This window comes from Porphyromonas canoris, assembly GCF_000765975.1.
In the GTDB taxonomy this organism is placed as follows: domain Bacteria; phylum Bacteroidota; class Bacteroidia; order Bacteroidales; family Porphyromonadaceae; genus Porphyromonas_A; species Porphyromonas_A canoris.
Genome location: NZ_JQZX01000008.1, coordinates 200,168 through 213,472, shown reverse-complemented (window position 1 = coordinate 213,472; position 13,305 = coordinate 200,168). Strand labels below are relative to the sequence as shown.

Annotated in this window: 9 protein-coding genes and 2 tRNA genes; all 11 read right to left on the bottom strand. The window is 42.3% G+C overall.

Annotated features, from left to right (window positions below; all coding sequences use genetic code 11):
* Positions 1-550: 550 nt before the first annotated feature.
* Complete coding sequence (rpoC, locus tag HQ29_RS03870; protein ID WP_036867646.1) at positions 551-4,834, bottom strand: DNA-directed RNA polymerase subunit beta'; 4,284 nt, start codon at positions 4,832-4,834, stop codon at positions 551-553.
* A gap of 31 nt (positions 4,835-4,865) precedes the next feature.
* Positions 4,866-8,678 (bottom strand): DNA-directed RNA polymerase subunit beta, encoded by a 3,813-nt coding sequence (gene rpoB / locus HQ29_RS03865; RefSeq protein WP_036867644.1) that lies wholly within the window; start codon positions 8,676-8,678, stop codon positions 4,866-4,868.
* A 108-nt stretch (positions 8,679-8,786) separates the two neighbouring features.
* Positions 8,787-9,164, bottom strand: a complete 378-nt coding sequence (rplL, locus tag HQ29_RS03860) for a 50S ribosomal protein L7/L12 (RefSeq protein ID WP_036791325.1) — start codon at positions 9,162-9,164, stop codon at positions 8,787-8,789.
* A 36-nt stretch (positions 9,165-9,200) separates the two neighbouring features.
* A complete protein-coding gene (rplJ, locus tag HQ29_RS03855; protein ID WP_036791322.1) occupies positions 9,201-9,728 on the bottom strand; it encodes a 50S ribosomal protein L10 in 528 nt (175 codons plus the stop codon).
* A gap of 11 nt (positions 9,729-9,739) precedes the next feature.
* Positions 9,740-10,438, bottom strand: a complete 699-nt coding sequence (rplA, locus tag HQ29_RS03850) for a 50S ribosomal protein L1 (RefSeq protein WP_036791320.1) — start codon at positions 10,436-10,438, stop codon at positions 9,740-9,742.
* A 13-nt stretch (positions 10,439-10,451) separates the two neighbouring features.
* On the bottom strand, positions 10,452-10,895 hold the full coding sequence (rplK, locus tag HQ29_RS03845; protein ID WP_036791317.1) for a 50S ribosomal protein L11: 444 nt from the start codon (positions 10,893-10,895) through the stop codon (positions 10,452-10,454).
* Positions 10,896-10,976: 81 nt separating this feature from the next.
* A complete protein-coding gene (gene nusG / locus HQ29_RS03840; protein WP_036791314.1) occupies positions 10,977-11,522 on the bottom strand; it encodes a transcription termination/antitermination protein NusG in 546 nt (181 codons plus the stop codon).
* 14 nt (positions 11,523-11,536) lie between these two features.
* Entirely contained in the window at positions 11,537-11,725 is a 189-nt protein-coding gene (secE, locus tag HQ29_RS03835) for a preprotein translocase subunit SecE (protein WP_036792668.1), read from the bottom strand.
* A gap of 71 nt (positions 11,726-11,796) precedes the next feature.
* Positions 11,797-11,869 (bottom strand) — tRNA-Trp (locus tag HQ29_RS03830).
* A 121-nt stretch (positions 11,870-11,990) separates the two neighbouring features.
* On the bottom strand, positions 11,991-13,178 hold the full coding sequence (gene tuf / locus HQ29_RS03825) for an elongation factor Tu (protein ID WP_036791311.1): 1,188 nt from the start codon (positions 13,176-13,178) through the stop codon (positions 11,991-11,993).
* Between the two features lie 46 nt (positions 13,179-13,224).
* Positions 13,225-13,296 (bottom strand) — tRNA-Thr (locus tag HQ29_RS03820).
* Positions 13,297-13,305 lie beyond the last annotated feature (9 nt).

The following is a 13,305-nucleotide window of genomic DNA, read 5'->3' as shown; positions in this document are numbered from 1 at the left end:
TTGCAAACTTTTGAATCCAAACTTTGTAGTAATTGTATCAAAAACAACGATTTGTTCTTGGTCAATGAATCTTAGTGAAAGATAAGATGGTTTCTTTAGGGTATTATGAGTAACCGAAAGTAGGGGAGGAGAAGATAGCCTTGGAGCAGTGGCGAACATTCAGGATTGATGAGATTAAAACAGTTTGTAGTCTTAAGGGATGAGTTTATCTGTGTTCTATTTGTGATCTTGATCTACTATTAGAATTTTTCTAACAAGGGTTAAGAAGAAGATATTCAGACTACCAGTGGACGGAAGTAATAGTACGGTTGATACGAAAGAGACAAGTTGCTCAAATAGCATTGGGCAGGGGTAGTATCAGGGTGCAGTATGCGAGATTAGGAGTGGTTTGGAGAACTGCCTTGGGAAGTTCAAAAAACCACTCCTTCCTTTTTGACATTAGGTCTCCTAAGTCATGTGAGAATGTGCTAATAGGAGGGTGAATAAAAAGTCCCACCATACGGTCGTATGGTGGGACTTTCTGTGAAGTAATATTTGTGCTAAATAATTTTTAGTCTTCCGGCATAATCACCGGTCCTGCAAGAGTAGCGACCTTATGGGCTTCCAACTCCTCTTTAGAACCAACTATAAGTTTGTCGTACATACGGAAACCGGTACCGGCAGGTATCAAGTGTCCACAGATAACGTTCTCTTTGAGAGCCTCCAAATAGTCTACCTTGCCTTGGATTGCAGCATCGTTGAGCACCTTAGGTGTCTCTTGGAATGATGCGGCAGACATAAAGCTATTGGTTTGAAGTGCAGCACGAGTGATTCCTTGCAATACTTGATTTGCCGTAGCAGGTTGAGCATCTCTTACCTGAACAGGTCTCAAGTCTCTTCTCTTCAATGAGCTGTTTTCGTCTCTTAGTCTGCGAACGGTGATGATCTGACCCGGACTATAAATTTCTGAGTCTCCGGCATCTACCACAACCTTTTTGCCCCATATACGATCATTCTCTTCCTGAACCTCTATACGGTCTACGAGTTGTTGTTCCAAGAATCGTGTATCTCCCGGTTCAACAATTTCAACCTTACGCATCATTTGACGTACAATAACTTCAAAGTGCTTATCGTTGATCTTTACCCCTTGTTGACGATAGACATGCTGGATACCATTGACAATGTAGTCTTGTACAGCATTTGGTCCTTGTATGGCAAGAATATCTGCAGGAGTTATCGCACCATCAGAGAGAGGCGTTCCTGCACGGACATACTCTTTCTCCTGAATAAGCAGTTGCTTTGACAATGGCACCTGATACTTTCTCTCTTCTCCAAGCTTGGAAGTAACAGTTACCTCCCGATGACCTCGACGAATCTTACCTAAAGATACTTCTCCATCAATTTCGGAAACAACCGCAGGATTATTCGGATTACGTGCTTCAAACAGCTCGGTTACACGAGGAAGACCTCCCGTGATGTCCCCTCCGGAATTGCTTGTACGAGGAATCTTTACAAGAATATCTCCCAGATTTACTCGTTCACCTTCTTTCTTGCTGAAACGAGCACCTACCGGAAGGTTGTAAGTACGATCTATATTGCCATCCTTATCCAAAATACGGAATTCCGGTGAAAGATTCTTGTCCTTAGATTCAATGATGACGTTGTCTGTGTGTCCGACCTCCACGTTAGAGTCATGCTCGACTTTGAAAGTAACATTCTCAACAATGCCATTGTATGCAAGTGTACCTGCTGCTTCAGAAATAATAACGGTATTGAATGGGTCAAACTCGTAAAGGACAGCATCTTTCTGGATCTTATCTCCAATATTGAAGAACAAACGTGCTCCATAAGGGATATGATTGTTGACAAGAATCATTCGAGTATTCGGGTCAATAAGACGCAATTCGGCAAGACGGCTTACGACTATTTTGGTAATGCTTCCGTCTTCTTCGACAAAGTCTACTGTACGAAGTTCGTCTATCTCCAAAATACCATCATACTTAGCCTTGTAGGAGTTCTGTTGTGTAGCATTGGATGCAATACCTCCGGCGTGGAAAGTACGAAGTGTAAGCTGTGTACCCGGCTCTCCAATGGATTGAGCCGCAATAACACCGACAACCTCTCCGATCTGCACCATAGTACCAACGGCAAGATTTCGACCATAGCACTTTGCACAGACACCTTTCTTGGACTCACAAGTAAGAACAGAACGGATCTCTACACTCTTAATAGGCGAATCTTGTATCCGTTGTGCAGCATCTTCTGTAATCTCTTCTCCGGCATAAACGAGAATCTCTCCCGTATTAGGATGGATTATATCATGAACTGAAACACGACCAAGAATACGTTCATAAAGAGAAGAAACAACAATATCATTCTCTTTTATTTCCGAAATCTCCAAGCCACGAAGTGTTTCACAGTCATCTTCTGTCACAATAACATCTTGGGAAACATCCACAAGACGACGAGTAAGGTAACCGGCATCGGCTGTCTTAAGAGCCGTATCGGAAAGACCTTTACGAGCACCGTGAGTAGAGATAAAATACTCAAGAACAGATAGCCCTTCCTTAAAGTTAGAAAGAATAGGGTTCTCCATAGTCGGGGCTGCATCCGCACCACTCTTCTGCGGTTTAGCCATAAGACCACGAATACCTGAAAGCTGATTGATCTGACTCTTGGAACCACGAGCTCCGGAGTCCATCATCATAAAGATCGGGTTAAATCCTTCGTTATCCTGACTGAGCTGTTTCATCAAGATATTGGACAATCTTGTGTTGATATGCGTCCAAGCATCTATAATCTGGTTGTATCTTTCATTATTGGTGATAAAACCCATGCTATAATTGGCAGTAATGGCATTTATCTCCTCATATCCCTCTTGAATAAGCTGCTCTTTCTCCTGTGGAATAAGAACATCTGAAAGGTTAAATGAAAGACCTGCCTTAAATGCCATGTTATAGCCGAGATCCTTTATGTGGTCAAGGAAGTGCGCTGTTGCTGCAACACCTCTCTTCTTTATGACATAACCAATAATATCTCTAAGTGCATTCTTTCCAAGAAGAGCATTGACATAGCCTATCTTTTCGGGAACACATTCGTTGAATAGAAGTCGTCCAACAGAAGTCTCGACCATGTGTGAAATTTCATTACCGCTTTCATCCAGATCGTCTACCACGACCTTAATCGGTGCATGGATACCAACCTTTCCTTCGTTGTAAGCAATAAAAGCTTCTTCCGGTCCATAAAATACAAGACCTGCACCCTTGCTGTTCTTACGGATCTTGGTGATGTAATAAAGTCCAAGTACCATATCTTGTGATGGTACGGTAATAGGCGCTCCATTTGCAGGGTTAAGGATATTGTGAGAAGCCAGCATAAGGATCTGTGCTTCCAAGATAGCCTCATTGGACAAAGGAAGGTGAACAGCCATCTGGTCCCCGTCAAAGTCGGCATTAAATGCCGTACAAGCAAGAGGGTGCAGCTGAATAGCTTTTCCTTCTATAAGCTTAGGTTGGAAGGCCTGAATACCGAGACGGTGAAGTGTAGGAGCACGGTTGAGAAGAACAGGGTGTCCTTTGATCACGTGTTCCAAAATATCCCAAACGACCGGCTCTTTACGATCCACAATCTTTTTAGCACTCTTAACGGTCTTAACAATGCCACGCTCTATCAACTTACGTATGATAAATGGCTTGTAAAGCTCTGCTGCCATGTATTTTGGCAAACCACACTCGTGCATCTTAAGCTCAGGACCAACCACAATAACGGAACGTGCAGAATAATCGACACGCTTACCAAGCAGGTTCTGACGGAAACGTCCTTGTTTGCCTTTTAGAGAATCTGTTAGAGACTTCAATGGACGATTGCTTTCGCTCTTGACTGCGCTTGACTTACGAGAGTTATCAAAAAGGCTATCCACTGCTTCCTGAAGCATCCGCTTCTCATTACGAAGGATTACCTGAGGAGCTCTCTGCTCAAGAAGTCTTTTAAGACGATTGTTACGTATGATAACTCTACGATACAACTCGTTCAGGTCAGATGTTGCAAAGCGACCACCATCAAGAGGCACCAAAGGTCTCAATTCCGGTGGAATCACAGGAACAACCTTTAGAACCATCCATTCGGGACGATTTTGTCCTTGACTTGCTCTGAAACTTTCCACTACTTGAAGACGCTTCAAAGCATCTTTCTTTCGTTGCTGAGAAGAGTCCTTAGACGCTCTGTCTCTAAGTTCGTAAGAGAGTTTGTCAAGATCGACACGTGCAAGTAGGTCATAGATAGCTTCTGCTCCTATTTTTGCTATAAATTTATTGGGATCACTATCATCCAAATATTGGTTCTCTTTGGGCAGAGAAGCCAAAATTTCCAGGTATTCATCCTCTGTCAGCAGGTCATTAACCTCTACAGACTCTACAATACCCGGCTGAATAACAGCATATTTTTCGTAGTAAATTACAGACTCCAGCTTCTTGGCAGGAATGCCGAGAAGATATGATATCTTGTTAGGATTTGAACGGAAATACCAAATATGAACAACAGGGACTTCCAGAGAGATATGTCCCATACGCTCACGGCGAACCTTCTTTTCTGTAACCTCTACACCACAGCGATCACAAACAATTCCTTTGTAACGAATACGCTTGTACTTTCCGCAATGACACTCATAATCCTTAACAGGACCAAAGGTGCGCTCACAGAAAAGGCCATCTCGTTCCGGCTTATACGTTCTATAATTTATTGTTTCGGGTTTTAGGACCTCTCCACTTGAGTTTTCAAGAATCTCTTCCGGTGAGGCAATACCAATTGTTATCTTGGTAAAATTACTCCTTATCTTATTGTCTCTTTTAAAAGCCATGTGTAAATGCGTATGTGAAGTTCGATTCTTTTTAATCCAATGTAAAACTCAAGCCAAGACCTTTGAGTTCATGCAACAATACATTCAAAGATTCCGGGATACCCGGTGTAGGCATTGGAGTTCCTTTGACAATAGCTTCATAGGCTTTAGAACGGCCTACCACATCATCACTCTTTATGGTCAAGATTTCTTGCAAGATGTGTGCTGCGCCATAAGCTTCAAGAGCCCAAACCTCCATTTCTCCGAAACGCTGACCACCAAACTGAGCCTTACCTCCAAGAGGTTGTTGAGTTATCAAAGAGTATGGACCGATAGAACGTGCGTGCATCTTATCATCAACCATGTGTCCCAACTTCAAGAAGTAGGTTACTCCGACTGTTGCCGGCTGGTCAAAATATTCTCCGGTTCCTCCGTCTCTCAAGCGTGTTGCTCCATAACGAGGCAGAGAAGCTTTATCTGTCCAATAGTCCAAATCTTCTAACTTGGCACCATCAAAGATAGGGGTGGCAAACTTAGTATCAAGAGTTTTTCCTGCCCAACCAAGCACTGCTTCAAAGATCTGTCCAAGGTTCATACGAGAAGGTACACCAAGCGGATTCAAACACAAATCAACAGCAGTACCATCATCCATAAACGGCATATCTTCATAACGAACAATCTTAGAAACAATACCCTTGTTACCGTGACGTCCTGCCATCTTATCTCCAACCTGAATCTTTCTCTTCTTCGCAATATACACCTTAGCTATTTGAACGATACCATTAGGTAGCTCGTCTCCAATAGTCAGATCATATTTGCGTCGGCGAAGTTCGGATTCCTGCTCCTTAACCTTACGTAAATAGTTCTGAACTAAAGCACGGATAAGGTCATTGGTATGCTCATCATTAGTCCAACCATTAAGTTGTACTTCGTCATACTGTATCTGAGAAAGAACGATAGGAGTAAATTTTGTTCCTTTAGATACGACCTCAGCACCATGATAATTCATCACTCCGGCTGAAACCTTATCTTGAATAATCTTAATGAGCTTTTGTATTGCAACCTCCTTGAGGTCTTCACATACTCTCTCAAACTCCTTATCCATTTCTTTTAGGACATCACGTGTCGCCGCTTTATCCTTTCTCGTCATCATAGCACGAGAGAATAGACAGGTTTGGATAACGGTTCCGGAGAGAGACGGTGTAGCTTTAAGAGAAGCATCCTTGACGTCTCCGGCTTTATCCCCAAAGATTGCATGAAGAAGTTTTTCTTCTGGAGTTGGGTCCGATTCTCCCTTTGGAGTGATCTTTCCGACCAAAATATCTCCCGGTGTTACATGGGCTCCTATTCGGATAATGCCTCGTTCGTCAAGATCCTTTGTAGCATCTTCGGAAACATTCGGGATATCAGAAGTCAACTCTTCCAATCCTCGTTTTGTCTCACGTACTTCCAAGATATACTCATCAACATGAACAGATGTAAATATATCCTCACGAACAAGACGCTCATTCAATACAATAGCATCCTCATAGTTGTACCCCTTCCAAGGCATATATGCAACAAGCACATTGCGTCCCAAAGCAATTTCACCTTGTTGGGTAGAGTATCCTTCTGTGAGGATATCTCCGTTCTTAACCTTCTGTCCTTTTCGGCAGATAGGACGAAGGTCTATAGTTGTACTTTGGTTCGTTTTACGGAACTTCGGTAGCCTATATTCTGTAATAGGATCATCAAACGAAACAAAGGCTTCATCTTCTGTTCTATCATAGCGTATCTTTATTACGGTAGCATCTACATATTCGATAACACCATCACGCTCTGCAACAACTTGCGAACGAGAGTCTCTTACCAACTGGCTTTCGATACCCGTACCCACAATAGGAGCATCCGGCTGAATAAGAGGTACAGCCTGACGCATCATGTTAGAACCCATCAAAGCACGGTTAGCATCGTCATGTTCCAAGAAAGGAATAAGAGATGCAGCAATAGATGCAATCTGAGTGGGAGATACGTCCATAAGGTCAACTTTATCAGGAGATACAACGGGGAAGTCTGACGCATAACGAGACTTTACCATTGGATTGATAAACTTGCCATCTTCGTTCAGTGGAGCATTACCTTGAGCCACTGTCTTGTCCTCTTCTGCTTCTGCAGTAAAATACTCAATGCCCTCCGGAGAGAAATCTACCTTTCCGTTTACAACCTTTCTGTAAGGAGTGGAAATAAATCCAAGTTCATTGATTTTAGCATATACACACAGAGAAGAGATAAGACCAATGTTTGGCCCTTCCGGTGTCTCAATAGGACAGAGGCGACCATAGTGTGTGTAGTGAACGTCTCGAACCTCAAATCCGGCTCTATCACGACTAAGACCTCCGGGACCTAAAGCAGACAATCTTCTCTTGTGAGTAATCTCGGCAAGAGGATTGGTTTGGTCCATAAACTGAGACAGTGCGTTTGTTCCGAAGAATGAGTTAACAACTGAAGAGATTGTCTTTGCGTTGATAAGGTCTATAGGAGTAAAGACTTCATTATCTCTCACGTTCATACGCTCTCTTACAGTGCGAGCCATTCTTGCAAGACCAACACCAAACTGGTTGTACAGCTGTTCTCCCACTGTACGGACACGACGATTAGACAAGTGGTCTATATCGTCTATTGTCTGTTTGTTATTCTTGAGTTCGACCAAGTATCGGATAATAGCAATAATATCCTCTTTGGTCAATATCTTGACATCCGGATCTATATCCAGATTGAGTTTCTTATTTATTCTGTAACGACCAACGTCTCCAAGGTCATACCTTTTTTCAGAGAAGAAAAGGTTGGTAATCACCTCACGAGCAGAAGCTTCGTCCACAGGATCTTGATTACGCAACTGCTTATAGATATGATCTATAGCTTCTTTCTCGGAGTTAGATTGGTCTTTTTGGAATGTATTGGAAATGATTGAGAAGTCCAATCCTCCTTCATCCTCCTTATGAAGAAGAATAGATGATACTCCGGAATCCAAAACATGTTGCATATTGTCCTCCGTCAACTCTTGTTCACGATCCAGAATGACCTCATATCTCTCCAGAGAAACGACTTCACCTGTTTCAGAATCAACAAAGTCCTCTAACCATGTCTTCAAAAGACGTGCTGCAACTTTTCTCCCAAGATATTTTTTGAGATTAGTCTTAGTAACCTTAACCTCTTCTGCCATTCCAAAAATGTCCAGAATAGCCTTATCCGTTTCAAAACCAATAGCTCTTAGTAGAGTGGTTACGGGTAATTTCTTTTTACGGTCAATGTATGCATACATCACGTTAGAAATATCCGTAGCAAACTCTATCCAGGATCCTTTGAAAGGAATAATCCTTGCCGAATAGAGTTTGGTGCGGTTGGCATGCATACTTTCACTGAAGAAAACACCCGGAGAACGGTGCATCTGAGAAACGACAACACGTTCTGCACCATTTATTATGAATGTACCACTATTTGTCATATAGGGTATGGCACCCAAATAGACATCCTGAGTCACTGTATCAAAATCCTCATGATCCGGATCTGTACAGTAAAGTTTCATCTTAGCCTTGAGAGGAACATTATAAGTAAGACCACGTGTGATACACTCATCTATTGTGTATCTCGGAGGATCTATATAATAGTCCAAAAATTCAAGTACAAAGTTATTTCTGGTATCATGTATAGGGAAGTTTTCAGCAAACACCTTATACAAGCCCTCCTTTTTTCTCTTCTCCGGAGGAGTATCTAATTGCAAGAAGTCCTTAAACGACTTCAGCTGAACATCCAAGAAGTCCGGAAAAGGAAATGGATTTTTTATGGATGCAAAATTGACTCTTTGCGTACGATTTTGTTTGGACATATGAAGCAAATAAGGTAAAAAAGGAAATAAGACACGAAAAGGTTAAGAACCCACTTTGCAGTGGGATCTTAACCATATCCTGTTAAAAACAGGGCTTACAAGCGTAGATTATTTAATTTCTACTTCAGCACCTGCTTCTTCTAGAGCTTTCTTAAGAGCTTCAGCAGTAGCTTTATCTACACCTTCCTTAACAGTAGAAGGAGCTCCATCTACGATGTCTTTTGCTTCCTTAAGACCAAGGCCGCATTGTTCCTTAACAGCCTTAACCACTTGAAGCTTAGCTGCGCCTGCAGACTTAAGAACAATATCAAAAGATGTCTTTTCTTCTACAGCTTCAGCTGCACCAGCAGCAGGACCAGCAGCAACAGCAACAGCAGCTGCAGCAGGCTCAATGCCGTATTCTTCTTTAAGGATAGTAGCGAGTTCGCTAACTTCTTTAACCGTTAGGTTCACTAGTTGTTCAGCAATAGCTTTGATATCTGCCATTTCAGTATAATTTTTTAGTTGTATTTGACTTGATTATTATTTTTTTTGGAGAGTTTCAAGCACTCCATGAATAGTATTTCCTCCAGACTGAAGTGAAGAAAGAACGTTCTTGATAGGAGATTCAAGAAGAGCTACTACATCAGCGATAAGCTCTTCACGACTCTTAATTGTTTCAAGAGTAGAAAGCTGATTTGCGCCAATATAAATACCCTCTTGAGCATAAGCAGACTTCAATTGAGGTTTGCCTTCGCCCTTAGAGCCCTTAGTAAAATCCTTTATAAGCTTTGCAGGAGCGTTAGCATTCTCAGAGAACATCACAGCTGTGCTTCCCTTTAGAGTAGCGAACAAAGGAGCATAAAGCTCTTCATTCACTTCACTAAGAGCACGCATCAAAAGCTTGTTCTTAGCAACAACAAGCTTGATATTTCTCTTAAAACACTCTCTTCTGAGTTCGCTTGTTTTCTTTGCGTCCAGTGCTTCAACGTCTGTCAGATAAAAATGAGGATATGCCTCTATTGCCTCTTTCAGAGAGGCTACAACTGTTACTTTATCTTCCTTTCTCATAGTTCACAAATTTAAATTTCTTCCACAGATTTAGGATCTACTTTGATACCCAAACTCATGGTACTCGATAGAAAGATACTCTTAACATATGTTCCCTTAGCTGCAGCAGGTTTAAGCTTTTGGATGGTAGCAACAAACTCCTTAGCATTGTCACGGATCTTATCTTCAGAGAAAGATACCTTGCCAATAGATGTGTGAACAATACCGGCTTTATCCACCTTAAAGTCTATCTTACCTTGCTTAACCTCTTTTACAGCTTGAGCGATATCGTTGGTTACGGTACCACTCTTTGGGTTAGGCATAAGACCACGAGGTCCGAGAACACGACCCAACGCACCAATCTTACCCATAATAGCAGGCATAGTAATGATTACGTCAATGTCTGTCCAGCCACCTTTTATCTTTTCAATATATTCATCAAGCCCTACATAGTCGGCTCCAGCTTCTTTAGCTTCTGCCTCTTTGTCGGGTGTACACAGAGCCAAAACCCTAATTTCCTTACCTGTACCATGTGGTAGAGAAACTACACCTCTTACCATCTGGTTTGCTTTACGTGGGTCAACGCCAAGGCGAATATCAATGTCCACAGAAGCATCAAACTTGGTGGTTGTAATCTCTTTAACCAAAGCACATGCTTCCTTCAATGTGTACATTTTCCCGGGTTCGACCTTGCTCAAAGCCAACTTCTGATTCTTTGTAAGTTTACTCATTGTCTAATCGAATTTAATTATTTTCCGGGAATTCACCCTTAACTGAAATACCCATACTCCTTGCTGTTCCTGCTACCAATCTCATTGCAGATTCGATAGTAAAACAGTTTAGGTCCACCAACTTATCCGTAGCAATGGCTCTCACTTGTTCCCAAGTGATTTCTGCCACCTTCTTTCTATTAGGTTCTGCAGAGCCAGACTTAATCTTAGCTGCTTCAAGTAGTTGAATAGCCACAGGGGGAGTCTTAACAACGAAGTCAAAACTCTTATCTGCGTAATAGGTAATTACGACAGGAAGAATTTTACCTGCGCTGTCTTGGGTTCTGGCATTGAATTGCTTGCAAAACTCCATAATGTTAAGACCCTTTGCACCTAGTGCAGGACCCACAGGAGGTGAAGGGTTAGCTGCGCCACCCTTAATTTGCAACTTTAATTGTCCAGCAACTTCTTTTGCCATTTTTGAACATTTTTGTGTATTAAAAAATCGAATGAGAAAAAGTAGAAATCATCGGAATACCGTAACACGTACTCCTAAAAACTACTCTTTCACTACCTGTAAATAGCCTACCTCCATAGGAGTCGGATTACCAAAGACCTTAACCAAGATCTTCAGCTTCTGCTTCTCGGGATAGACTTCTATCACCTCACCATAGAAACCGGTAAAAGGATCAAAGGCCAACTTGACCTTATCTCCCACATAGAATTCCAGATCCATGTCGGCAATCCTTTCGGTAAGCTCATCGGCAATCCCAAGCATACGCTTAACTTCATCTTCACGCAAAGGGACAGGGTCCGGATGCGCTTCCAAGAAGCCCAGCACGTTAGGAGTTACTCGAAGTCTGTGCTGCACCTCGCCCACAAGCTCAGCCTGCACAAAGACATAGCCTGGAAAATACGGTCTCTCTCTTGCGATCTTCTTACCTCCACGCACTATAAATGTCTTTTCCATAGGTATAAGCACGTTGTGTACATAGCGGCCGAGATCTGTATGCTTACACTCAGCTTCTATGTACTCCTTTACCTTTACCTCTTTGCCACTTACAGCGCGAAGGACATAATACTTAACGTCAGAATTCCCTTGCATTGCTCAGAATCTTCTTAACGCGTGATCAACTTGTATAGTTCGGAGATAATAGTTTCAAAGCTCTTATCTACTAAGAAAACAAAAACAGCAATAATGATGGAAGCAATAAGGACTATTACTGCACTGTTTGCCAATTCGGCTTTAGTAGGCCATGAAACCTTGTAGCGCAATTCTTCATATACCTCTTTGAGGTAATTTGCCATGCGCACAAATATATTCGGTTTTGCAACCGCATTAGTATTTGATTTTGCCATCGTAATCTTAAGATTTTTAGCACGGGTTGAGAGACTCGAACTCCCGACACCTGGTTTTGGAGACCAGTGCTCTACCAACTGAGCTAAACCCGTATAAAAAAGTGAGAGGTGCTATCATCTGTGTTTCACGGAGGGGAAGCACCTCTCACTGTTATTTTATGAGACCTTTAGGGAGAGTGGCAAAATTTTTACTCTCAAGGTCTGATCACTCGTATTAGTCGAGAAGTTCTGTAATCTGACCAGCACCTACTGTACGACCACCTTCACGGATTGCGAAGCGAAGACCTACGCTACATGCTACCGGATAGATAAGTTCTACAGTAATAGTTACGTTATCACCAGGCATTACCATTTCTGTTCCTTCAGGAAGAGTGATTTCACCTGTAACGTCAAGAGTACGGATATAGAACTGAGGACGATACTTGTTGTGGAATGGAGTGTGGCGACCACCTTCTTCTTTCTTCAAGATATACACCTCAGCCTTAAATCTCTTGTGAGGAGTAACCTTTCCAGGGTGAGTGATAACCATACCACGCTTGATTTCGTTCTTATCGATACCACGAAGAAGAAGACCTACGTTATCACCGGCTTGACCTTCGTCAAGAATCTTGCGGAACATTTCCACACCTGTAACAACTGATTTCAAACCAGCAGCACCAAGACCGATAATTTGAACTTCTTCACCTGTCTTAATGATACCTGTCTCAATACGACCGGTAGCAACAGTACCACGACCTGTGATAGAGAATACGTCTTCAACCGGCATCAAGAATGGTTTGTCGATATCACGTGGAGGAAGTGGAATCCAGTTATCTACTGCATCCATAAGCTCCATAACCTTATCTTCCCATTTTGCATCTCCATTAAGAGCACCAAGAGCAGAACCTTGGATAACAGGAGTGTTATCACCATCGAAGTCATAGAATGAAAGAAGTTCTCTCATTTCCATTTCCACAAGTTCAAGCATTTCTTGGTCATCAACAGAGTCGCACTTGTTCATAAACACAACAAGACGAGGAACGTTTACCTGACGTGCAAGAAGGATGTGCTCTCTTGTTTGAGGCATAGGACCATCTGTAGCAGCCACAACGATAATAGCACCGTCCATTTGAGCGGCACCGGTAACCATGTTCTTCACATAGTCGGCGTGACCAGGACAGTCAACGTGAGCATAGTGACGGTTCGCAGTTTCATACTCAACGTGAGAAGTATTGATAGTGATACCTCTTTCCTTTTCTTCTGGTGCGTTGTCGATAGAGTCGAAAGAACGCAATTCAGAAAGACCCTTCTTTGCCAATACTGTAGTAATAGCGGCAGTCAAAGTAGTCTTACCGTGGTCCACGTGACCGATAGTACCGATATTTACGTGGGGCTTACTCCTATTAAAATGTTCTTTTGCCATAATTTAAAATATTATATATGGGTTAAATTTCTTACTTGTTTCTCAGAGCCGATGCCGGGATTTGAACCCGGGACCTCTTCCTTACCAAGGAAGTGCTCTACCCCTGAGCTACATAGGCGAAAAAAAA

Bases quoted from the DNA above. Each gene is read 5' to 3' on its own strand.
- rpoC (WP_036867646.1), bottom strand. From the start codon at position 4,834: ATGGCTTTTAAAAGAGACAATAAGATAAGGAGTAATTTTACCAAGATA.
- rpoB (WP_036867644.1), bottom strand. From the start codon at position 8,678: ATGTCCAAACAAAATCGTACGCAAAGAGTCAATTTTGCATCCATAAAA.
- rplL (WP_036791325.1), bottom strand. From the start codon at position 9,164: ATGGCAGATATCAAAGCTATTGCTGAACAACTAGTGAACCTAACGGTT.
- rplJ (WP_036791322.1), bottom strand. From the start codon at position 9,728: ATGAGAAAGGAAGATAAAGTAACAGTTGTAGCCTCTCTGAAAGAGGCA.
- rplA (WP_036791320.1), bottom strand. From the start codon at position 10,438: ATGAGTAAACTTACAAAGAATCAGAAGTTGGCTTTGAGCAAGGTCGAA.
- rplK (WP_036791317.1), bottom strand. From the start codon at position 10,895: ATGGCAAAAGAAGTTGCTGGACAATTAAAGTTGCAAATTAAGGGTGGC.
- nusG (WP_036791314.1), bottom strand. From the start codon at position 11,522: ATGCAAGGGAATTCTGACGTTAAGTATTATGTCCTTCGCGCTGTAAGT.
- secE (WP_036792668.1), bottom strand. From the start codon at position 11,725: ATGGCAAATTACCTCAAAGAGGTATATGAAGAATTGCGCTACAAGGTT.
- tuf (WP_036791311.1), bottom strand. From the start codon at position 13,178: ATGGCAAAAGAACATTTTAATAGGAGTAAGCCCCACGTAAATATCGGT.